Genomic DNA, 21123 nt, shown 5'->3' on the forward strand with positions numbered 1-21123 from the left:
GAGAGAAATCACGCTAACCTAAGTACGTGGAATCCATTTACCTCATCGCGATTTTGTTCTCCATCATCGGGGGACTGGGCGCCTCGATGCTGCGCCTGCCCCCGCTGATTGGTTTCTTGGGCGCAGGCTTCGCCATTAGCGCGGTGGGGTTGGAGAAGATTCCCTTCATCGATTCTTTGGCTGAGCTCGGCACCACGACCCTGCTGTTTACTATCGGGCTGAAGCTAAACCCGAGGGATATCGCTGGTCCACGCGTGATTTCGTCAGGGCTCGGGCACGCGATTGCGAATACCGCCATCTTCGCGGTCCTATTCGGTCTTGCGGGGTTCCTGCCACTGCGCGAGCTGACCGGGCTATCTGTCACCGCGCTGATTTACATAGGAATTGCCACGTCCTTTTCCTCCACTGTATTTGTGATGAGCCAGTTGGAAAGCCAAAACCGTGGTGGCTCCGCCGTCGGCCGCATTTCTATCGGCGTCCTGGTGCTGCAAGACATCATCGCCGTTGGCGTTCTGGTCGCCTCGTCGGGGAAGACCCCGGAGGTATGGGCCCTGGCGCTGCCGCTGTTGTTGCTGCTTAGGCCAATCGCCGCGCGCATGCCGGACCGCATGTTCCGCACCGAGATGCTGGTCCTCACCGGCATTGGCATCGCGGTCGCCTCATACTCGCTGTTTGAGCTCGCCGGACTGTCGGGCTCGCTGGGCTCGATGATCGCCGGCATTATCCTGTCCGGGCATCCGGTCGCTGAGCGCCTGTCGAAAGCCCTCATCAGTGTCCGCGAACTGCTCCTGGTCGCCTTCTTTATTCAGATCGGTCTCGGCGGGCTTCCCGACGCCGGCGGTTTCCTCATTGCCGGAATCCTGGTGGCGTTCCTGGTCGCCAAGGCTGCCATATTCATTGTGATTCTGCAGCGTATCGGCATGTCTGCTCGTACCAGTGCATTGTCGGGGTTGACGTTGGCGAATTACTCGGAATTCGGCCTGATTGTCATGGCCGTCGCAGTGCAGCAGGGTGTGTTGCCGAAGTCGTGGACGTCGATAATGGCAGTCGCGGTCGCGGGCAGCTTTATTCTCAGCTCGGTAATCATGGCGAAGGAAGAGCAAATTCTGAAGGTTCTTCAGCGCGTGGTGCCGGAAACACCGGCGGAGCGGCTTGTCCCGGATGAGCGCCCGGTGAAGGTTGTGGGCGCCGATGCTCTCGTCCTCGGGATGGGGCGCGTAGGAGTGGGCGTCTACCGGCGCCTAACTGAGGAATATGGTCTCAACGTCTACGGTATCGACTTCGATGAGGATCGAATCGAGCGCCTGCGCAGGCTCGGTTACAACATCATTTCCGGGGATGTTACAGATACCGAGCTCTGGCGGCGCATCGAGCTCGAGCAACGCCCGAAGCTTTACGTGTTGGCTCTGCCCGGCCACAGTGACAGCGTCGACATGGTGGAGAACATTCGCCGCTACGACACCAGCGGTGTCATCGCCAGCACCACGAAGGTACTTAAGTTCAAAAATGTGCTTGTCGACGGCGGCGCGGACGTAGCCGTGTACCTCTACGACGGCGCAGGTGAGGAGCTTGCGGACCAGGCGATGGAGATCGTCGCGGAGCGGGCGTAGTCGGTCAGGATTTTATGGCCCGGCCTATGCTCGTGGCATGACTGATTTGTTCCTCGTGCGCCATGGCGAAACTAAGTGGTCACGCTCCGGGCAGCACACTTCCATCACGGACTTGCCGTTGACCGATCACGGTCGTGAAGAAGCGAAGGCCCTCGATGGGTGGCTCGACACCAATGACTTCGGTTTGGTCTTGGCATCGCCGCGTCGGCGTGCCCAGGAAACCGCTCGGCTGGCGGGCTTTCACAATTTCGAGGTCGACGATGACCTCGCCGAGTGGTTCTACGGCGACTACGAGGGGATTACCTCGGAGCAGGTTCACAAGGCTGTGCCAGATTGGCAAATCTGGACGCATGGAGTCCCCGGGGGAGAAACTGCTGATCAGGTGCGTGAGAGGGTGAGACGCGTCGTAAAGCGGGTCCAAGAATCGGGTGTCGAGAAGGCGATTGTTTTCGCGCACGGGCACTCGCTGCGTGCTCTGACAACTGTGTGGTTGGAACTTCCGATTACGCTCGGTGCGTCATTCCCGCTGAATACGGCATCCCTGTCGGTACTTGGTCGCTATCACGACCGTCCGGCGGTGCTGCATTGGAATCTGACGCGTGCTGTAGCCTCAGAGTAAGTGAGGAGAGAACTCATATGGAAAGCTGGCAAGTCGAAAGTCAGCCGGAAGGTTACAAAGCTTACGAAGCTGATGGTGTCACCATTTGCTGGAATGCCGAAGTCTGTCAGCACTCGAGGAATTGCGGTCATGGCAATGCCGACGTGTTCGACTACGACCGGCGGCCGTGGATTGATTCCAATGCGGCCAGCCCCGAGGATATCGCTGCAGACATCGATCGGTGTCCCTCCGGTGCGCTGAAGTACCGGCTGAAGTAGGGGCGGGGCATTAGGAGGCGGCAAAGTCATCGTCGGAAAGCTGTGCTTCGGTGGCCCCATAGCGGTTGGCGAATGTCCGTTTCATAGTGTCGATGACCTCGGCGCGGCTGGCTCCGGTCTGGCGTCGCAACGGATCGACGCGCTTCTTCGCGCTGCGCAGGCCCTTATCTGCAATCTTCTCCTTGCCGATGCGCAGGACCTCCATCATCTTGTCGGCATCGATGTCGTAACTCATGGTCACATGGTGCAGCACGGTGTTGCCGCGGCACTTCTGGGCCGCACCGCCGATTTTGCCGTCGTCGGAGATACACCGCACAACCTGCACATTGTGCTTCTCGACGCCACTGGGTTCCAGCTCGTTGACATACGACTGATAAGAACCGATGACTGTTGCCCGGTCCTCCCAGTCCCAGAATCGCAGCGTCGGGCCGCGCTGCCCGGAGTTGACCTGGTCGAGCAAGACCTCGTCCAGTGCGACGTTCATGACCGTGGGCAGGACGCCCGGCTGGATGATTTCCCAGGTGAGGTCCGTGAAGTCTACGGCCTGCGTGAGTGCGCGGCGGATAACTTGGGCGATGACGTGAGTGTCGAAGCCGTGCAGCTTCACCTTGTGGCCGTCGCGGTCCTCGAAGACCTTCAGCGCCGCGTCGAGGCGGGCCTGCAGGTGCTCGGCATCGTCGCTGGCTGGGGCGCTGAGAAGGGAGTCGTTAATAATGTCGTAGGCCTCGTCCGGCTCGAGGAAGAAGTCACCGGAGACGCTCAGTAAAGAGATCGTGTCGCCGTGGGTGCTCACATCCGCGATCACCAGCTTTCCTCCGGGGACCTTCATCTCGGAATGGTAGGTGGTGGGGTTTGCGTCCGAAGTATTTTGTGTACTCGTCATACAAAATTATGGTGCTCCGCTTAGCTCGTTGCGGCTGTAGGGGATTACGTACCGCCTCCGAGCAGTCGTGACGCATCCGGATTGAGGGTAACCATGTGGACACTTCGCTAAACTACTTCGGTGTTTAGTTCAAAAACTCTCGACCACCGCGCCCGGCGAATCGTCGCTTGGGTCGCGGGGCTCAACCTGTTCGGATTCCTCCTTGAATTGGTCATTGCCTCGGTGATTGGCTCCGCCGCGCTGTTCGCCGACGCCGCAGACTTCCTCGAGGACTTCCTCATCAACCTGCTGGTGCTCACGGCCCTTGGGTGGTCGCTGGCGAGCCGTCGGAAAGCGAGCTTTGGACTGGCCGGCCTGATTCTGATTCCGGCGATTGCGGCATTCGGCATCGCGATTTGGAAGATGATTAGCGGCGAGGCGCCAGAACCATTCACCCTGTCCACGACTGCCGTGGTCGCCATGGTGATTAACCTGGTCTGCGCGCTGCTGTTGATGCGCCTGCGCGGTGCCGACAGCGCGCTTGTACGCGGTGCTTGGCTGGCCGCGCGTAACGACGTCCTGGCCAACCTCCTCATCCTCGCCGCCGGAGTGGTCACCGTATTCTGGTTCAGCCCATGGCCGGACATCGTGGTGGGGCTGGTCATCGGCGCGATTAACCTCTCGGCGGCCAAGGAGGTCTACGAGCAGGCCCAGGCGGAGGACCCGGAGCTCGAGCTTGACGAGGACGATGACGATGACGACTAGGCGGGCGTAGGGGGGCGCTGGGTTGGGTGGCCCGCCCTCCACAATTTTTGCCAGCTTTTTGTAGGAAGTGTGGCCAAAAATCGCCTTACTTCCTACAAAAAGCTGGCAAAACGGAAGAGAGGCGGACACGGTCGGCCGAACGCGCCCACTACACCGACCCCTCCTTTTCAATGACAAGCATTCTGGCCTCGCCCTGAGGATGGGCCACATGCTCGTCGCCGGACTCTGCGAAGCATATGATGCCGGGCGTGAGCGTATGAACCTGTTCACGCCCGTCTTTGCGGTAGTGCATGTCGACGATGCCATCGAGAACTACAAAAACCTCCTCGCCGTCATTGACATGCCACTTGTAGGGCTGGTCGCTCCAGTGCAAGCGCACAGTGGTTGCTCCAGTCAGAGTTGCGATGTCCGTTGCACCCCAAGGGTGGTCGGCGGTGAAGTCCTTGGCTTCGATGAATTTCATGTGTCTGAGGCTACCGCCACTGCGCCTCGTTCGGGTCAATTCCTTCGGCACGAGCCTGAGCCTCGACGAGATCGAGCAGGTACTGGGAGTGGCCCCGGTACATCTCGTCGAATCGCGCATCTGCAACGTACATGCGCGCCAGCAAAACCTGCTTCTCACGTCCCGCCTCGTAGAAGCGAGTAATCGACGCCAGGTGACGGTCGACAAGTTGCGCTGCCTCGGCGGAGCCGGGAGCAACGTTGCGGGAGTGGGCGTCGGCAAGCGAGGAGACGAAATCCTCCATTTCAGCCTTGACCTCGGCCCAATCGCCAGCGGACATGTTTTTCTGGGCCTCCTGCGACTGCTGCCACTCGGGCGTATCACCCCAGCGCTGCTCGGCCTCTGCCTCATATTCGGGCCAATTTCGGCCGAAGAGCTCGGCCTTCTTCTCCGTATCCATTGTGGTGTCCTCCTTGAGCAGTGTCTCTAGCGACCGGACCATCCGGCGCAGATCCGCAATCTTCTCCACGAGCAGATTGCGCTGCGTGAGCAACCGCTGACGGCGAGTCTTCGGGGATGCCTCCTCGGACACGAGTTCCGCGATGTCCTTAAGCGGAACACCGGCGGAGCGGTAGACCAGAATCTCTAGGGCGGAATCGACATCATCCTCGGTGTAGAGGCGGTAGTCGGACCACGTGCGATACTCCGGGCTGAGCAGGCCAATCGAATCCCAATGCCGCAAGGTGCGAGTGGTCACGCCGAGTAGTTCGGCGATCTCTCCGATTGTGTACTCGTGGGGTTCCTGGGGGCCTGACGGGGACGTGCTGTAGAGACCATCGTTGTTGCTCACGGGACTAATCCTTGTGTTTGACGCGACGTCAAGGTCAAGGGGACCTTAGACCCGCAGGTTTCTCAGGCGGTTAATTGCCGCTGCTACTTCGTGGATGCGGGGGCGCGCGAGTCGCCCGGTGTGGCGGTTATCGGCCGCATCGTCGAAGGTCGAATGACAAAAATCCACGTATTCCTCGGCGAGTACGTTCGCCAGATCCGCGTTGCCGTCCAGCCGTTCCACCACGCGGTTGAGAATGCGGGCAATAGCCTCTGTCTGCGAGGAATCCATAATCTGGCTGACGGCGCGGAGATCTAGGTCCTCGCGCCCGTACTGAATCAGCTCGCGGCAACGGGCGTGGGGAGGCTTCGGCGGGCGCCCATTCTTCGAGCTTTTACCCGGCCGGTCGGCGGTGATGAATCGGCGAGCATCCTGGGCAAACGCCGAGGCGGAAGTCTCTGAAACAGAACCCTTGCGCAACACCCGCGCGCGCTCTGTGACGTCGCGGGCCTGGTAGGAGTCCATCGCGATGACTGTATCCGCGACGTCAATAAACGCGCCGGAGCCACCCGCGACGATGACGGTCGAAACACCCTGCTCGTCCCACAGTTCACGCACGCGTGCGACCAGCGGCGTAATCGGCTCGCGCTCGTCCGGTACCAGGGCGCGCATGCGCTCGTCACGGATCATGAAGTTGGTGGCAGAGGTGTCCTCGTCGATTAGCAGGACGCGAGATCCCACCTGAAGCGCCTCCACCAACCCTGCGGCCTGAGAGGTCGAGCCGGAGGCGTTCGTCGTGGAAAAGCGCGTCGTGTCATCGCCGGAGGGTAGCCCATTAATAAACGGAGAGATGTCCACGCCCGTGATCGCGCGGCCGTCCTCGGCACGCAGGGCCACGGCGGTGGAATCCGCGACGACCAGCTCTCGGCCGTCGCCTTCGATATGGTCATAAACGCCCGTGACCAGTGCAGACAACAAAGTGGACTTGCCGTGGTAGCCGCCGCCGACAATCAACGTCACGCCCCGCGGGATCCCCATTCCGCGCACGCTCCGCCCGGAGGGCAATTCAAATTTGCGCGCCAGCGTCTCCGGCGCGGTAAACGGCTTCGCGCCGGGCTTCGGCTGCTCGCTGTTGCCCGCCCGGCGCGGCAAAATCGCGCGGTCCGGAATGAATCCAATCAGGCCCGCCTCGGCGACAGCTGTACGCAAGCATGCCTGGTCGTACTCCAGGCTCGCGGCCGCGTCGAGTTCGCGCGCGGGGGCGGAGAAAATAGCGTCGGCAAGCGCGCGTGGGAGGTCCTCGCAGATTAGGCGGGCGGCCTCGCGGCCCATAATTCGCCGGCCGCGGGCGGGCAGTTGGATCTCTAGGCAGATTTGTAGTTCGTCGCCTCGCTTGCCGACGCCCCCGCCATCGTTGCCGTGGAGTTCCGTGACGGCGGTGCGGGGGAGGACCTGCTGGCCGGGGCGGTCGATGTGCAGTCCCCGGTTTCCGACGGCCCGGGCGAGGCGGCGGCAGAGGTAATCGAGTTCGGCGGTGCTGAAGTGGCCCGGGCTCTCGATAGAGGCGCCGTCGAAGGGAAGATCGGCGACGCTGATGCGCACACGCGCCCGCGAGGGCGGGGCGTATGGGTCGGACTGCACCTTGTCGATAATCAGAGTGACGTCTGCTGCCTGAGTGGAGGATCCGCGGGTGCGCGGGACTTCGAGTTTGTGCGGTCCCCGTAGAGACTTGTAGGCCCCGTAACTTTTGCCATCGAGGCTGGTCAATCGACGATGCAGATCAGATGGCATGGGGGAGTCGGGGCCTTTCTGGTTGAGGTAGGTGGGTGGGCAGCAGCGAGTAAACAAGCCCTGCGCTGCCCCGAGTCTAGTCCCTGCGACGTGCGACCTCCGGCGGCGTGCTGCCGGGGCGGTGGATGAACCAGGCCACGGCGGCGGCGAGCGCCGCGATGCCAACCACTCCACCGATTAACCACGGGCTTGGCTGCATGAACTGGGCGGTTCCGACCTCGAGGAGGTCCCCGGCTGCGCTGAACTCGTCCTTTGAGGCGAAGGCGAAGTTCATCAGATGGCCCAGCAGCACGCCGCTGCCCATACCGATTAGTGTTGTCATCGCCGCCTGAATCGCGGCGATGGAAGCGGTCAGCCGAGGCAATCCGCCAATCGCCAACAACGTGGCGTTGTCCCTGCGAAGCCCCGCCGCAGCCAGGATGATTACCAGCATCATCGCGATGGCGGAGAACCCTATGACGATGAGGGTACCGAGCGAAGACGTGCCTCGAGACATTCCGTAGTTAAACGATACCGTGATGATGTTGCTGAACTGGCCCGGAGTTTGCTTCGCGAGAGAGGAGAGCTCTGATTGCTCCCGGTCAGAGACCGCCTGGTCCAGCGGAATCGCATAGCCCAGAGTCACTGGTTGCAGTTTCAGCGCGGCAGCAGCCTGCGGCGAGAAGATGATGCTTGTGACACCTGGAACCGGAAGGACCGCGGCGGCGGTGAAGCCCATTGTGACTCGCTCGCCCTGGGTGCCGGAATCTGCGCCATTCTCGCCGTTTTCACCAGTACCATTGCCGCCGTCAATATCGGCAAAGTCAGCCGTCACCGAGATGTGGCCGAGACCGTCATGCCGCTTCTTCAACGGGGTGGCACGGGGCACCAAAATCCCACCGTCGGCAAGCGTGCGTTCAGCGAGGGCAAGTTCCCGCCCGTCCAACGCCCACATTCCGAGGTCACCGGGTTCTTGCACGAGGGCCGTGTGCGACAGAGAGGTCAGAGGCGATGCGGATGAAAGGCGAACCATGTCGTGGTAGCAATCCTTGGCGGCCTGCTCGTCCGTGGCCGCATTCTTGCCGTTGGATCCGACGAAGCGTTTAGGAAGCGTGGAATTGTAGCTGTCCTCATCGACCGTGCGGCTACAGCGGGACTCGTAGTTGGGGGTCACCTCGGCACCAATGCCGTTGCTCTCGCCGCTATTCGGGACAATACCGCGAATCTGGTAGGACCGCGGGGCACCGAGAGGACGCATGACCGCCTCCGTCGCCGAGCGCGTTTGCTTTTGAAGGGCCTCATCCGTCAGGTCGACCTCCTGCGATGACACATATGGTGCCACCACGGCCATCGGCGAGGACGTGGTGTATGTTTCCATCGCAGCCTCCCGCCGGGCCTGAGCCTGCTCGTTGACGACCGTAAGGCTGCCGACGAATGTCAGGCATAGCAGCGCCGCCGCGATCGGGACGGTGCGCACGGACTTGCGCAACAGACCGCGGCTGGCGATGCGAAGAGGCAGCGGTGCCCGTCGCAAAGCCTTCGCGATGAGGAAGATTAGAGCTGGCGTAGATGCGGCCAGTCCTGGAAGGGACAGCAGAACCATAATCGGCGAAGTGCTAAAGACGGGCTGCCATTCGCTCGAGGTGCCAGCAAGGGACGCAGTCACCACAACCGCCAGCAGGATAGCTAGGTATATCGGCCCGGCGACCATCCACTTCTTCCAGCGGACAATGCGGTCCGGCTCGGCACCCGCAATCCCCGCGGCCAGCGCGTTGCGCGAGGCAATGAGAGCGGGCACAACTGCAACCAGTACGGATCCGGCCATAGCCGCGACGAAATACCCGAGCAGTGCCCATGGGGCCAGAGTTATCGGCCAGCCGGGGTAGTTAATTGCCCAGGCCACAGCCGTGAAACCGGCTCCTGCAACCACGCCTGCCGACGCTCCCAGCGCACCGGTCGCGGCCGCGTACGACAGTACGGCCAGCCTAATATGACGGGGGCTCGCTCCCTGCGAGCTCATCAGCGCGAACATCCGAGTGTGGCGGCTCATAGCCAGGGAAAATACCGGAGCGATGAACAGAAGAATTAGGAAGATAGCGATACCGTAGAGCGACAAAATCATCGCACCGAAAAGGAAGCCCTCGGCACTTCGGGAGCCGCTCTGGGCCCCGTGCGTCGGAGCAGGGCTTTCGGGGGCATCAGTGATTGGGTGTTCCGAGGAGGCAGAGACCGTGAAGCCTGCCTTGTTGAGCTCCTGAACATCCGGCCAGCGCAGCTCCCGGCCTCCGAGAACCCAGCTGGGCTCGCTCAAGCTCGAAGAAACGCGTTTGTCGGCAAATTGCTGTGCGGCGTCCTCGACGAGTGTGTCTGGCGCGACCGCAGCCATCCCGGACGGGGAGATATCGGTAACCGTCAGTTGTTTTGTTCCGACCGGGGCCCGGACCGTTATGGTGTCGCCAATTTCGACTCCAAGCTCATTCGCATCGGAGATCGGTAGAACTATTCCGCCTTCTTTGATTCGGGAGCGGTAGCTCTGGGGCAGCAGTTCGATTGGGGACTGATTGACCTGCAATTGCGATATGGTGCCCCGCTCGGTGCTGGCGCTGACCCGGACATTCGTATCTAGCTGCGCAGTCAGTCCCTGTGGCAGGTGTTTATCCAGGTAATCGCTGAAATTCGCAGGGGCTTCCGGCACGCGCCCGCTCGCAGATCCCGTGCACGAGGTTGACGACCCGTCACCATTTTGCGTGCATTGCCCACCGCCGAAGTGCATCGTGTGAGGGCGGGAGACCGACTCGAAGCTAAGCGACCGGGAGGACTCGTCGACGGTCATCGCCGTCGCAACAGCCACGGGCAAGGCGATCAGCAGTACAGCCGCGAGCAGCCGCAACGGGGTCTTAAACATGTCGCGCACGACCGGGCGCGCGGATGCTTTAAGAGCACTGAGACCTTTCATTGCTGGATCGCCCCTTCGCCGTCGTTGCCTTCCTGGCCAGCCGCGCCGTTTTCGCCGGTGAGGACGCCATCGCGCATCATCAGGACTCGGTCGGCCCAGGCCGCAAACCTCGGCTCGTGGGTCACCAGGATTCCCGAGGCGCCGGAGTCGACGCGGGCGCGGAGGATCTTCATGACAGCATCCGCCGTCGAGGTATCGAGGGCGCCGGTTGGTTCGTCGGCAAGCAAAACCCCACGAGGGCCGATTAGTGCGCGGGCGATGGCGATGCGCTGGGCCTGCCCGCCCGAGACTTCCTCTGGGAAGCGGTCAGCCAGACCTTCGAGCTCGACCGCCTCAAGTGCCTCCTCGGCGCGCTCGCGACACTGCGCGGGGGAGAGTCCGTCAAGCTCGAGTGGCAGGGTGATGTTCTCACCAACGGTCAGCGTCGGAACCAGGTTGAAGTGCTGGAACACAACGCCGAGGTGGCGTCTTCGCAGCTTCGCGGCTTCTGCCGCGCTCAGCTGCGTCGCGTCCTTGCCCGATACCATGACGCTTCCCGACGTCGCCGGCTGCAGCAATCCAGCCACGTTCAACAGCGTCGATTTGCCGGAACCGGACGGGCCCATGACTGCGACAAGCTCGCCGTGGTGCAGCTGCAAATTGACGCCCCGCAAGGCGTGCACCTCGCGTGCGCCGGAGCCAAAGGTGACGCTGACATCACGCAGTTCGAGGGGCAGGGGCTTGGCGGCCTGTGACGTCTGCGCGGACTGTACGTTCGCTTTGCTCGTGTTAGTCATTGGTTTTCTCCTGCGCGTCGGTGGGGGAGGTCGAAACTGGCGTGCCGCTCACTTGCATATCGCTCGTTAACTTTGTTGGCGGAGCCAGCGACTCTATTCGGTCGAGCCAGCGCAAAATGCTCTCCAGCTCGAAAATTCTGCGCTCGACGTTGAGTCTCGCGGCAGTGCGGGCCTCCGGCATGCTCGATGCCTCCGCGGAAAGAACCCGCAGCTTGCGTAAGGTGGCGAAGCGCTGTGTGTCCATCAGTACGATGAAATTCTGCGGGTCGCGCCAGGCGGCTAGCGCGAAACGAATGACAAGTTCATCGCGGGTGCTCTCGGGCTGTTCGACGGCCTCTGCCCACCACGCGCGCAGCTCGGTGACTCCGGCGTTAGTGATTTCGTATTGCTCGACCGTGCGCCCCGATTGGGACGTTGATTCGTGGCTGACAACGAGGCCGTCGCGCGTGAGGCGGCTCAAGGTTTGTGAAACCTGGCCCTGGTTCAGGGAGTAGAGCCCACCCATTTCCTCTTCGAAGGCTGCGCGCAGTTCGCTTGCGCTAAGTGGCGCTTCTCCCAGAAGGGTCAAGAGTGAGTGTTTGATGGACATAGGGGATATTTCCAATCCAGTAAAACCACTGTTCGGTGGATGGTTACCGGGTAACCATAATGCTAGGTTACCCAGTAACCAGAGGGGGAGTCAATGGTTTTATTCGACGCGCTGAACCACTCGGCCGGGCGGTAAGGTATTCGCATGACCCCGAACCCCGCTGATCCTGAGACCGCGGAAACCGTCTCGCACGCACAGCCCTTCCAGCGCTCCAATGCCGCCCGCTACGTCTGGGCGCACGGTCTTCAAAACGTCGGTGACCAAATCGTCGCCGCGAAGACGCTGCTGCCGTGGTTGCTGCAGTCGGCAGGCGCCCCGGGCTTCTTCATCGCGATGCTCGTGCCCATCCGCGAGTCCGGCTCGATGCTCCCGCAGGCCGCGTTGACCCCATGGGTGAAGACTCGCCGCCGCCGCACCGCGGTGTGGAGCGTAGGAGCGCTCGGCCAGGCTGCCTCCGCTGCACTAATTGCGTTGGCAGCCCTCACACTCACCGGGGTCTGGCTCGGTATCGCGGTTGTTGTGGCTCTCGGCTGCTTTGCGACGGCACGGGCCCTATGCTCCATGGCCTCGAAAGACGTGCAGGGCAGGACAATTCCTAAGGGCCAGCGGGGCCGGATCAGTGGGCGCGCTACCATGCTCGGTGGCGTTGCAGCGGTCATTGTCGGAGTCCTCCTGTGGCTAGTCGGAGAACGTGTGACCAGCGGAGTCGTTGCCGCGCTCATCGGGCTCGCGGCGCTGTCCTGGGTGGTGGCGCTGCTGATTTTCCGGGGTGTCAAAGAGCCTGCGTCGGAAAGCGAATCGAAGGGGCCGAACCGTTCGTGGTGGCGCGACACCTGGGCGCTTTTTGTGCGGGATAGGCACTTCCGTTCGTTTGTTATCGTGCGCAGCCTGCTGCTGGTCACGGCGCTGTCGACATCGTTCATTGTCACGCTGAGCGCCGAGGTCGGGGTTGATATTGAGCAAAGCGCGGCAGGCGCGAGTGACGCAGCAGCTGCGGGGCCGGGAATCGGAGTGTTCGTCATCGCAGCTGGCATAGCGGCGCTGATCGGCGGCAAGATTACGGGGCTGTGGTCGGACCGGTCCTCGAAGGCCGTGCTGATGTATTCGGCGCTGGTGGGTTCGGTGATTCTCCTGGCCCTGGTTGCAAGTGCTCAGTGGCTACCGGTGGGCGTTAACGGTTGGGTGTTTCCTCTCGGATTCTTCGCCATGAGCGTTGTCCATGCGAGCGTGCGGGTGGCCCGGTCGACCTACGTCGTAGATATGGCGGAGGGGGATAAGCGGACCGAGTATGTTGGGGCGTCAAACACGCTGATGGGGGTCGTGCTGCTCATCGTGGGTGCCGTCTCTGGTGTGATAGCGAGCTTCGGGTCCTCTGCGGCGCTGCTATTCCTGGCCGCTGTTGGTATGGTCGGCGTGGCGATGTCCTTCATGCTCAAAGACGTCAGCGCCCACGACAGCGCCGCAATTTAGCACCGTCGCCGCAGGTGGATTGGGTGTGTATAGCGTCGCGTGGGGCCTAATCGAAGAACGATTGTCCGAAGCTCTTGGCTTTGCTCTTGACCAGGTCAATCGTCAAAACCGAGCCTATGACGGCCATCCGCTGTCGGCTATCCAACTGCGGTGACAGGTGCAGCGCGTAAATCTGTTTGCCGAAGAACTCTTTAGCCAGGCCGTTCCACTTCTTGTCAATGCGGGCAATCTCGCGGCTACCGGCGCGCAGCGTGAAGTCGAAGGCCATGAAACCGCCATCGATATCGACATTGCCGAGCCCCTCGACCGTCAGTGTGAGCCGCGCGGTCAGCGAAATCAGTTTGCGGCGCACCGACGCGAGGTGGCCTCCGTCGGGGCAGCTGGAAATCTCGAAGGTATCTCCGAAGAAGTCATAAGGGTCGCTGACCTGGAAGAGCGGCTCGCGGATACTTCCCGCTTCGTCGATTTCTGCGACGTGAAAGCGACGACTAAACCCCAGCAGCTTCTTCAGCTCGCTGCCGGATTCCACAATCGTTGCAATCTTGCGGCCGTGTGTGTCGAAAATGAAAAAGTCATCGCGCAGGAATGTACGCGTCTGACGGATGACGAGAGTGTTGTTCTCCAGCAAGGGGTGGAATCCTGGGGCGCCCATGGCCCCAAGGCTAGCAAGCCACCCGGATTGGCCCCTCCTCGACTTAGAACTCGACAACCATCTTTCCGGTATTGCCGCCGGAGAAGAGTTCCAAAAATGCCGAGGGCATGTTCTCGATGCCGTGGCGGGTCGTCACATCGAATTTAATCTCACCTGCGACTACCAGCGGCGCAATCTGCTCCTGGAACTCCCGCGCCAGGTGTAGGTAGTGGCCGAGGACAAAGCCGCGAAGCGTCAGGCATTTGCCAATCGCCAGCACCAGATTCTTCGGCCCGGCCGGGCGTTCGGTGGCGTTGTACTGGGAGATCGCGCCACACAGGGCGGCGCGGCCAAATGTATTCATCGCGCCGATGGCGGCCTCGAGATGTTCACCGCCGACATTGTCGAAGTAGAAGTCGATGCCGTCGGGAGCTGCGTCGGCAAGCGAATCGGCGATTGGGCCGTCGTGGTAGTTGAAAGCGGCGTCGAAGCCCAGTTCGCGCAGGCGGGTGACCTTCTCCTCTGAACCTGCAGATCCGATTACACGCGCTGCACCGAGGTGCTTGGCAATCTGGCCTGCGGCTGAGCCAACCGCGCCGGCAGCACCAGAGATGAAAACGGCGTCGCCCTCCTTCATCTCGCCGACGGCGGTCAGGCCGACGTATGCGGTCAGGCCGGTAAGCCCCAGGATGCCGAGGTAGGCGTGGGCCGGGGCCAGGCTCAGGTCGACGGCGGTGGCCTCGGAGTCATCGATAACCGCGTGGGTCTGCCATCCCATCGAATGGCGCACGCTCGCGCCGACCGGGAACTTCTCCGACTTGGAGGCCACTACCGTGCCGACCGCGCCGCCGGTCAGTGGCTGGTCAATCTGGAACGGCGGGATGTAGGACTTCACATCATTCATACGGCCGCGCATGTAGGGATCAACAGTGGCGACGGTGTTGGTGACCAGGACCTGGCCGTCGGCAAGCTCTGGTAGGTCCACGGTCTCGAGTCGAAAGTTCTCGGCGGTGGGCATGCCGGAGGGGCGGGAGGCGAGAACCCACTGCTGAGTGCTCGTCGGAATCGGTGCGGTGGTCATATCTACTCCCAATACTTATGTGTTTAGATATTCACGGTATGTGCGGGGTGCCACCTTACCCGAACTTCCTATTGGGCCTCCACGATTGATGCAAGGCGCGAGATCATCGCGTCGAGCTCGGGCAGGAGAGGTAGATCCGGTAACCGCTTTGCCACGACATCGCGCACCGATCTGTACCACCACAGCTGCCGGTCGGCGCCGGCATTGAAGCGCTCCCAGACTGCGGTGCCATCGGCCTCGAGATCTGCCAACGTTGCGCTTAAGTTGTGGAACTTGTCGGCCGCGGCAACGATAACTGATCCCTCCTCAGCGCGCGCTAGTGCCTCCAGGTAGGCATCGGCGCGGCCCTGCCAGTCGGAGATGGCTTCGCTTTTAGTGACTCCGCGCACGAGCGTCACGACGTACTCGCCGAATTCGCGGCGCATCTGCTCCTCGGAGTAGGCTTCGGGAACGTCCTCCAGAATGTCGTGGAACAGTGCCGCGACCAGCGTGTCCTCGTCGTCGGTCGCCCTCGCCGCCAGCAGCATCACGCTGACCGGGTGGCTGATGTAAGGCACGCGCGTCGACTTACGATAGTGCCCATCATGGGCGCGCGCCGCCGTCGCCATCGCCGCCAGAAGCCTCGGCGTGGGGGCCAGCGAGCTGCGCCCGCTTGCCGACATCTGCAGCAACTGTTCGTCCTCGTTTCCACCTGCGGGGCTGCTGTGCATCAAGTCTGTCATCTATGCTGTGGTCCTTTCTTTCCTAGTGTCGATGTGTCGATTATGCGGCGTGAGCGTGGACGCAGGTCAGCATTCAGCGCGAGTTGTGCAGTACACGGCTTCGCCATCGAGTAGCGCACTCGCTAATGCGATACGGCCCCTCAAATAGAATGACTTCCATGACCGTCGCCGAAGTAGATCCCCTGATTGAGACTCTGTATCGGTTTTCCGACGTGATTGGTGTGCTTCTCATGGGGATTATCGGCGGCACCATAGCCCGACAGCGCGGCTACGACATCGTCGGATTCTTCTTCATCGCGCTGTTCTCCGCGCTCGGCGGAGGCATGATTCGCGACGTTTTGATTAACCGGGGGACGGTCGCTGCGATGAGCGAACCGGAGTACCTGATTCTCGCTTTCACCGGTGCCCTTATCGCACGATTCGTCTACTTCAAAGGTAAGACCTGGGACTATGCGCAGGCCCACGGTGACGCCGTCGTCTCAGGACTGTGGGCCGCCACCGGAACGGTGAAAGGTGTCGCATACGGTCTTCCGGTCTTGCCCTGCATCATGATGGGCGTGTTCACCGCGACCGGCGGGTCCATGATTCGCGACATCGTGACCGGTCGCGTGCCCGAGGTGTTCGGCGGGAACCAGCCGACCGTCATACCCGCAGTGGCCTGTGCGGTGACTGTCATCGTCGGGCATCATTTCGACTTCCTGGCAGTGGCTATGGTTGTCGGGCCGCTAATCAGTATCGGCCTATCCCTGCTCGGGTTCTGGGCGAACTGGCGGGTGTCAGCGCGGTCCGACTGGGCTCCCATCAATGACACCGCAGCGCAAATCGCAGTACTGGCGCGCCGGGCCGAGGGCAAGGGCCGCGAAGTTGGGCGTCGATTTGAACCCGCCCGGTTGAGGGCGTGGCGACACCGCCAGATGGAAAAGGCACTGCAGCGCCGCATTGAGGTCGAAGTCGGTAGAGGTGTTTCCCGCCGCACAGCCGAGGCCAATGCGGAGGAATTCCTGGATGAATTCAACGCCGAATTTCCCTCTGCGCCGACGGAAGGGGCATCGGAAAGCGAATCGAAGCTGGATTTCGGCGTGGACCTGGCGGGGGACTCCTACGACGACTACGGTGCCAACGCGCAGCGGCGTGAGCGCGAGTACCGGGAGATGCTCGATAGGATTCTCGCGGATAATGAGGCGACGGACCTACTTATCTCGCGGCTAATGAAAAAGTACAACGAGCGGGATTAGAACGCGCTCGGTAGATAGTCACGCGGCGATTGCAATCCGCGTAGTCTCCTACACTACTAAGCATGAGCACACGTCACTTCGGCCTGGACATCACCGAACATCGCATCGAGGTTCCCTGGAATCCTTTCAGCGGGGCATCGGAAGGTGGGACCTTAGGGAGTAGCAGCCCGGCACCAGGGGAGACTTTTGAGCTCTTTGCCCGCGAGATTACCGCACCAGGTATGGCCGAAGCTCCGGCTCTGGTGTATCTGCAAGGTGGACCCGGTTTTCCGGCACCTCGGCCAACCTCGGCAAGCGGAGTTATTGGGGAGGCGCTGAAACATTTCCGAGTGATTTTGCTGGATCAGCGTGGCACGGGCAGGTCTGGCCGCATCGATGGCGTCAACCCGGCTTCGGCCGAGCGGCTAGCGCTGCTTCGCCAGGAATATATCGTCGAAGATGCTGAGGCGCTGCGCCGACACCTGGGGGTCGAGAGCTGGTCTCTGTACGGACAGTCCTTTGGCGGCTTTTGCATCACCTCCTACCTGTCGCGGTATCCGGACTCTGTCGACCACGCCTACCTCACTGGTGGGCTGCCGGTGCTGGACCGCGGTGCCGATGATCTTTATCGGACGACCTTCGGCAAACTCAAGGTCCGCCACGACCGCTTCTACCGCGAATACCCGTGGGCGCAGGATCGAATCCGCGAGATTTGTGCGCACCTCGACCAGTCCGATGAACGCTTGCCGACGGGGGAGCGTCTGAGCTCCCGGCGTTTCCGCACCATCGGCATCGAGCTTGGCCGCGGAGACGGCTTCCACAATTTGGCTTATCTGCTGGAAGAACCATTCCATGGTGGTCGCGCCGGGCTGAATGGGTGTGGGCGGGAGAAGCGGCTGCGCACTGACTTCCTTGTCGACGTAGGCGCACGCGTCAGTTTCGCGGCGGGCCCTCTTTATGCGGCAATTCACGAATCCATCTACGGAGGCGTCGGTGGGCAGTCGGTAACCGGCTGGTCCGCAAACCGCATCCGCGAGGAAATACCGGGTTTTGAGGAGGCCGCGGACCCTGCTGGGGCAGAGACGTTCTATCTCACCGGCGAGCATATTTTCCCTTGGCAGTTCGAGGAAGATCCCGCACTGGTGCCGCTAAAGAGTGCCGCCGAAGAGTTGGCAGGCCACAAATGGGAGGGCTCTCCGTACTCGATCGAGAAGCTTGCCGACGCACCGGTTAGCGCCGCTGCGGTGTACCTCGACGACATCTTCGTACCTTTCGAATTTTCGATGGACACAGCCGAAGCGTATGGCGACCTGCGCACGTGGGTGACCAATACCCGCCAGCACGACGGAATCCGTCACGATGGGGCGGGGATTTTTTCGACGCTGCGTGACTTAATAGAAGAGCGTTAGGTTCAAATGCTTGCGTTAGTTCAAAATACCCTCCAGGGTATTTTGGTGTAGGGTTGTGGACATGCCAAACGCTGAATTTTGGAATGAGCGATTCGCCGCCGACAGTGATAGCGGCACTTCGCTATTTGCGGGCGAGCCGAATGCGACAATCGCAAAGCATGTGGAGGCAATTCGAGCTAGCTTTTCCGAAGGCGAGACCCCTCGCGCTATCGACCTCGGCTCTGGGCGAGGCCGCCACACTGTATGGTTGACGCGCTCCGGCTGGAGTACAACCGCCCTTGACTTCTCCTCGGTGGGGCTCGAGCACACCGCCGCAATTCTGGACCACGAAGGTCTCGACGCCGAACTGGTCGAGGGAGACCTCACGCAGTGGAATCCCGAACCGTCAAGCTTTGAGCTTGTCCTCGCGTCATTCATTCACCTTCCCCCAGCTCAGCAGCATCGTCTCTGGGAGATGGTGGCGAGCGCCCTTGTTCCCGGAGGCTACCTCGTCTCCGTCTCGCACCACCCGGATAACCAAATCCATGGGCCGAAGAACCCGGAGCTTCTCTATACCGCGAAGGATGTCGTTGCAGCCTTCGGCGATACCTTCGAAGTGATCGCCGCTGAGAGAGACGTCGTAAAGCGGGTAGAAGACCGAGAGGCGGTGGATACGGTGGTGGTCCTACGCAAACGCTAGCCGGAATGCGCGGGGCAAGGCCCTGGCAATCCGACTAGCGGCGAGGAGGACGGGCAAGCGGGAGCTATGCGGCGAGGCCGTAGCTCTCGTCGATAGCGCGGGACTTCGCCTTCTCGTAGTCGCGCGTGCCGACGAAGACCTCGTGGGTATACGGGTTAACGCCAAGCTTGCGGGCACGGTAGAAGACGTAAGACAGGGCTGCGATGTTCGCAACAAGCGCGATAATCGACACGGCCAGATTGATGTTCGGATTGTTTACCGAGTCGACGGAGAAACGGGAGGCATCCTGGAAAACCGGGACTGTCTGGGCGAACATGCACCACAGTGCCAGGGTGAAGGCGCGGTTCTGAATCCAGCCGCCCTTGTTCCACAGGGCGTTGGCGACAGTCGGGGCCAGCAGTAGTGCGAAACCACAGTAGAAGGCGTGGGTGGGCAAGCAGTTGTAGGTGTAGCAGAAGTTCCACAGGTCATAGGAGATGATGAACACCCACGTCATATCAAACCAGAGCATGTCGTGGCGCTTCTTGGATGCGTAGATACCCCACCAGCCGGTCATCACGAAGATGTTGATTAGGCCAGCGGTGCCGTTGAAGACGTTGTGCCAGCCGCCGTAGAGGGTGACGCCCTCGGAGGAGACCCAGGTGGTATCCCAGGCGCGGATGGCGGACTCAAAATCGGAGACCACCGCAATCAGGATGTTGATTGCGACGATGACGAAGGGGAATGCCTTGAACCAGAAGGCCTTGCCTAGCTTGCCCCAGCCGTACTTCAAGATGATGAAGCCTATACATCCGGCGGTGGCGGCGTAGAGCTTCGCGTAGTGGAACCAGCTGTTCATATGGACATAAGTCTGGTTAGTCAACGCCCATTCGGCGCCATTCCAGGCGGCGATGTAAATGGTGGCGAAATAAATGCTCAGTCCGGCGGGCAGGACCATAAACAGGGCGATGCCACCTGCCCTGGAGCGACGGCCGATTTCATTGGCGGCGAGAAGAGCGGCGAAAACCATGACCCAGCCGAGCCATTGATAGCCAGCATTATCGCCGTAGACGTCGAACAACATTGTTCGTCAGTCCTTTCACTAAGACGTGCGTTGAGGGCTTTGGGACCATCTCACGCCATGTCCGTGAAAGCCCTAACTGTTTATTCGGGCAAAGTGAGGGCGTAGGTTTGCCTGTTCGTCATTGCATAGGGCTCTAAGTCGGCCCGGTTCATTACTTATAGGAACCGCAAAGGTACGGCAATCGCTTTGTCTAATTCCAATCGTAATTATATGTTTACATCTTGTCGATGGGTGTCACTGTGGGAAAGGTCATTGTGGTCTGCGTAGTCTGTCAAATTGGGCTAGGCAGGAGTGCTGAAGTCGGACATGATTATCCCGGCCAGAATGCTGAGTCCCAGTACAGCCAACACCGGCCATTTATGATCAACGACAATTGCTACGAACTCTCGAACCTTTGCACTCGGCCAGAAATACCGGGCGGTGCGTGCGCCCGTGGCAAAGCCCCTGAGTCCGGCCTTGCGCATCATCAATGCCCCGCGAAATGCATGATAATCGGAACTTGCTACCGCAATCCAAGGGTTGTCGGGAACGTCTTCGCGTCCTTGGAGTAGCTCCGCAGAGAACTTGAGATTCTCCTCGGTGGTCCTGGAACGGTCTTCTACAATCACCCGACTCGGGTCAACCCCCTGCGCGATGGCGTACCGCGCCATCGCTTCGGATTCCGGGCAGGGCTCATCTGGCCCCTGGCCGCCGGAGAAAACCAGTATGGTGTCTTTGCCTTTCTCAATGGCTTTCTCCGCGACCTTAATTCCGTGATCGACGCGGCTTCGCAGCAGAGGAGTGAGATTATCCCGGTCGCGGACCTGTGCGCCCAGGACGATGACGGCGTCTGGACGTTCGCCAAAGCGAGTGAAGTACCACTCGTAGAAGACTGTGTAGACGATAAAACATACGAAGGCCAGGCCGATGTAGACAACCGTTGGAAACGCCGCAACGAAATAGACTTCCACATCAGACAGCTGCCGGTCCGTAAGCGAAGAAAGAACTGAAAAGTAGAATACTCCGGTGTAGGCAAACAGCGCTGCGCCTATGAAGCCCGAGGTCAGAGCTGCAGCCGAGCGCCCCTCCTTGCGCCACACAATGAACATGTTGATGACAAGAAACCCGCCGAGTACGAGAGGCGCAGACGCTAGCACTGCCATCCAGACTACGACGAAAAGCGTTACTAAAGGCGCTGCTATCAGCGAGAATGCTGTGGCGACGGCCAGGACAATCGCTGCTATTGTGGCGAAAAATGAAAACGTGAAAAGTACCCCAGGCCAGATAGAGCGAGGTTCCTTGCGGAACCAAACCACAAAAGCGATAACGAGGGCGATTGCTAGATATACGAACACGGCACTTACCTTATAAGTATTTTCTAGGCGTAAGTACAAGAACTC

The 21123-nt window shown here is 60.9% G+C and carries 20 protein-coding genes; 8 read left to right on the forward strand and 12 right to left on the reverse strand.

The annotated features are described in order from the left end of the window. The first annotated feature begins 26 nt into the window (after positions 1–26). Genes CLAC_RS03725 through CLAC_RS03735 form a run of 3 tightly spaced genes read left to right on the forward strand, consistent with a single transcriptional unit; the run spans position 27 to position 2486 of the window. The gene (locus CLAC_RS03725; RefSeq protein WP_053411755.1) at positions 27–1610 is read left to right on the forward strand and encodes a cation:proton antiporter domain-containing protein; all 1584 of its coding nucleotides are present in this window, start codon (positions 27–29) and stop codon (positions 1608–1610) included. A gap of 37 nt (positions 1611–1647) precedes the next feature. Beyond that, positions 1648–2229, forward strand: a complete 582-nt coding sequence (locus CLAC_RS03730) for a histidine phosphatase family protein (protein WP_053411756.1) — start codon at positions 1648–1650, stop codon at positions 2227–2229. 17 nt (positions 2230–2246) lie between these two features. Then, positions 2247–2486, forward strand: a complete 240-nt coding sequence (locus CLAC_RS03735) for a (4Fe-4S)-binding protein (RefSeq protein WP_053411757.1) — start codon at positions 2247–2249, stop codon at positions 2484–2486. A gap of 10 nt (positions 2487–2496) precedes the next feature. Here the strand turns inward: CLAC_RS03735 and CLAC_RS03740 are convergent, their stop codons facing one another. Continuing rightward, complete coding sequence (locus CLAC_RS03740) at positions 2497–3369, reverse strand: lipoate--protein ligase family protein (RefSeq protein ID WP_053411758.1); 873 nt, start codon at positions 3367–3369, stop codon at positions 2497–2499. Between the two features lie 120 nt (positions 3370–3489). Between CLAC_RS03740 and CLAC_RS03745 the strand changes: the two genes are divergently transcribed. Then, positions 3490–4113 (forward strand): cation efflux transmembrane domain-containing protein, encoded by a 624-nt coding sequence (locus CLAC_RS03745; protein WP_053411759.1) that lies wholly within the window; start codon positions 3490–3492, stop codon positions 4111–4113. 148 nt (positions 4114–4261) lie between these two features. On the opposite strand, the gene CLAC_RS03750 is transcribed toward CLAC_RS03745, so the two are convergent. From CLAC_RS03750 to CLAC_RS03775, 6 genes are all read right to left on the reverse strand, one after another. Next, on the reverse strand, positions 4262–4576 hold the full coding sequence (locus CLAC_RS03750; protein WP_053411760.1) for a cupin domain-containing protein: 315 nt from the start codon (positions 4574–4576) through the stop codon (positions 4262–4264). 10 nt (positions 4577–4586) lie between these two features. Next, positions 4587–5414 (reverse strand): MerR family transcriptional regulator, encoded by an 828-nt coding sequence (locus tag CLAC_RS03755; protein ID WP_425388812.1) that lies wholly within the window; start codon positions 5412–5414, stop codon positions 4587–4589. A 36-nt stretch (positions 5415–5450) separates the two neighbouring features. Further along, entirely contained in the window at positions 5451–7175 is a 1725-nt protein-coding gene (locus CLAC_RS03760; RefSeq protein ID WP_053411762.1) for an ABC-ATPase domain-containing protein, read from the reverse strand. 76 nt (positions 7176–7251) lie between these two features. Then, a complete protein-coding gene (locus CLAC_RS03765) occupies positions 7252–10110 on the reverse strand; it encodes an ABC transporter permease (protein ID WP_053411763.1) in 2859 nt (952 codons plus the stop codon). After that, the gene (locus tag CLAC_RS03770; protein ID WP_053411764.1) at positions 10107–10886 is read right to left on the reverse strand and encodes an ABC transporter ATP-binding protein; all 780 of its coding nucleotides are present in this window, start codon (positions 10884–10886) and stop codon (positions 10107–10109) included. Before CLAC_RS03770 ends, CLAC_RS03765 begins: the two co-directional genes overlap by 4 nt. Further along, positions 10879–11475: a PadR family transcriptional regulator gene (locus tag CLAC_RS03775; protein ID WP_082313084.1), complete on the reverse strand. Its 597-nt coding sequence runs from the start codon at positions 11473–11475 to the stop codon at positions 10879–10881. Before CLAC_RS03775 ends, CLAC_RS03770 begins: the two co-directional genes overlap by 8 nt. 144 nt (positions 11476–11619) lie before the next feature. On the opposite strand from CLAC_RS03775, the gene CLAC_RS03780 reads away from it, so the two are divergent. Then, a complete protein-coding gene (locus tag CLAC_RS03780; RefSeq protein ID WP_053411765.1) occupies positions 11620–12945 on the forward strand; it encodes an MFS transporter in 1326 nt (441 codons plus the stop codon). A 46-nt stretch (positions 12946–12991) separates the two neighbouring features. On the opposite strand, the gene CLAC_RS03785 is transcribed toward CLAC_RS03780, so the two are convergent. The 3 genes from CLAC_RS03785 to CLAC_RS03795 form a co-directional block, all read right to left on the reverse strand. Then, positions 12992–13597: an LURP-one-related/scramblase family protein gene (locus CLAC_RS03785; protein WP_053411766.1), complete on the reverse strand. Its 606-nt coding sequence runs from the start codon at positions 13595–13597 to the stop codon at positions 12992–12994. Positions 13598–13640: 43 nt separating this feature from the next. Beyond that, entirely contained in the window at positions 13641–14657 is a 1017-nt protein-coding gene (locus CLAC_RS03790; RefSeq protein ID WP_053411767.1) for an NADP-dependent oxidoreductase, read from the reverse strand. 68 nt (positions 14658–14725) lie between these two features. Continuing rightward, complete coding sequence (locus CLAC_RS03795) at positions 14726–15319, reverse strand: HD domain-containing protein (RefSeq protein ID WP_053413246.1); 594 nt, start codon at positions 15317–15319, stop codon at positions 14726–14728. A 218-nt stretch (positions 15320–15537) separates the two neighbouring features. Here CLAC_RS03795 and CLAC_RS03800 point away from each other — a divergent pair, with 218 nt between their 5' ends. From CLAC_RS03800 to CLAC_RS03810, 3 genes are all read left to right on the forward strand, one after another. Next, positions 15538–16614 (forward strand): trimeric intracellular cation channel family protein, encoded by a 1077-nt coding sequence (locus CLAC_RS03800; protein WP_053411768.1) that lies wholly within the window; start codon positions 15538–15540, stop codon positions 16612–16614. A gap of 62 nt (positions 16615–16676) precedes the next feature. After that, positions 16677–18002, forward strand: a complete 1326-nt coding sequence (locus CLAC_RS03805) for an alpha/beta fold hydrolase (protein WP_053411769.1) — start codon at positions 16677–16679, stop codon at positions 18000–18002. A 61-nt stretch (positions 18003–18063) separates the two neighbouring features. Next, entirely contained in the window at positions 18064–18681 is a 618-nt protein-coding gene (locus tag CLAC_RS03810) for a class I SAM-dependent methyltransferase (RefSeq protein ID WP_156324765.1), read from the forward strand. A 64-nt stretch (positions 18682–18745) separates the two neighbouring features. On the opposite strand, the gene CLAC_RS03815 is transcribed toward CLAC_RS03810, so the two are convergent. After that, positions 18746–19744, reverse strand: coding sequence for a DUF5692 family protein (locus tag CLAC_RS03815; RefSeq protein WP_053411771.1), 999 nt, complete (start codon positions 19742–19744; stop codon positions 18746–18748). A 281-nt stretch (positions 19745–20025) separates the two neighbouring features. Beyond that, entirely contained in the window at positions 20026–21078 is a 1053-nt protein-coding gene (locus CLAC_RS03820; protein WP_053411772.1) for a YdcF family protein, read from the reverse strand. Positions 21079–21123 lie beyond the last annotated feature (45 nt).

Origin of the sequence: Corynebacterium lactis RW2-5 (genome assembly GCF_001274895.1) — a bacterium.
Classification (GTDB): domain Bacteria; phylum Actinomycetota; class Actinomycetes; order Mycobacteriales; family Mycobacteriaceae; genus Corynebacterium; species Corynebacterium lactis.

Coding starts and splice junctions, on each gene's coding strand:
- CLAC_RS03760 (WP_053411762.1), bottom strand. CDS start 7,175: ATGCCATCTGATCTGCATCGTCGATTGACCAGCCTCGATGGCAAAAGT.
- CLAC_RS03795 (WP_053413246.1), bottom strand. CDS start 15,319: ATGTCGGCAAGCGGGCGCAGCTCGCTGGCCCCCACGCCGAGGCTTCTG.
- CLAC_RS03770 (WP_053411764.1), bottom strand. CDS start 10,886: ATGACTAACACGAGCAAAGCGAACGTACAGTCCGCGCAGACGTCACAG.
- CLAC_RS03765 (WP_053411763.1), bottom strand. CDS start 10,110: ATGAAAGGTCTCAGTGCTCTTAAAGCATCCGCGCGCCCGGTCGTGCGC.
- CLAC_RS03800 (WP_053411768.1), top strand. CDS start 15,538: ATGACCGTCGCCGAAGTAGATCCCCTGATTGAGACTCTGTATCGGTTT.
- CLAC_RS03740 (WP_053411758.1), bottom strand. CDS start 3,369: ATGACGAGTACACAAAATACTTCGGACGCAAACCCCACCACCTACCAT.
- CLAC_RS03805 (WP_053411769.1), top strand. CDS start 16,677: ATGAGCACACGTCACTTCGGCCTGGACATCACCGAACATCGCATCGAG.
- CLAC_RS03780 (WP_053411765.1), top strand. CDS start 11,620: ATGACCCCGAACCCCGCTGATCCTGAGACCGCGGAAACCGTCTCGCAC.
- CLAC_RS03735 (WP_053411757.1), top strand. CDS start 2,247: ATGGAAAGCTGGCAAGTCGAAAGTCAGCCGGAAGGTTACAAAGCTTAC.
- CLAC_RS03750 (WP_053411760.1), bottom strand. CDS start 4,576: ATGAAATTCATCGAAGCCAAGGACTTCACCGCCGACCACCCTTGGGGT.
- CLAC_RS03790 (WP_053411767.1), bottom strand. CDS start 14,657: ATGACCACCGCACCGATTCCGACGAGCACTCAGCAGTGGGTTCTCGCC.
- CLAC_RS03730 (WP_053411756.1), top strand. CDS start 1,648: ATGACTGATTTGTTCCTCGTGCGCCATGGCGAAACTAAGTGGTCACGC.
- CLAC_RS03785 (WP_053411766.1), bottom strand. CDS start 13,597: ATGGGCGCCCCAGGATTCCACCCCTTGCTGGAGAACAACACTCTCGTC.
- CLAC_RS03775 (WP_082313084.1), bottom strand. CDS start 11,475: ATGTCCATCAAACACTCACTCTTGACCCTTCTGGGAGAAGCGCCACTT.
- CLAC_RS03815 (WP_053411771.1), bottom strand. CDS start 19,744: ATGTTGTTCGACGTCTACGGCGATAATGCTGGCTATCAATGGCTCGGC.
- CLAC_RS03810 (WP_156324765.1), top strand. CDS start 18,064: ATGCCAAACGCTGAATTTTGGAATGAGCGATTCGCCGCCGACAGTGAT.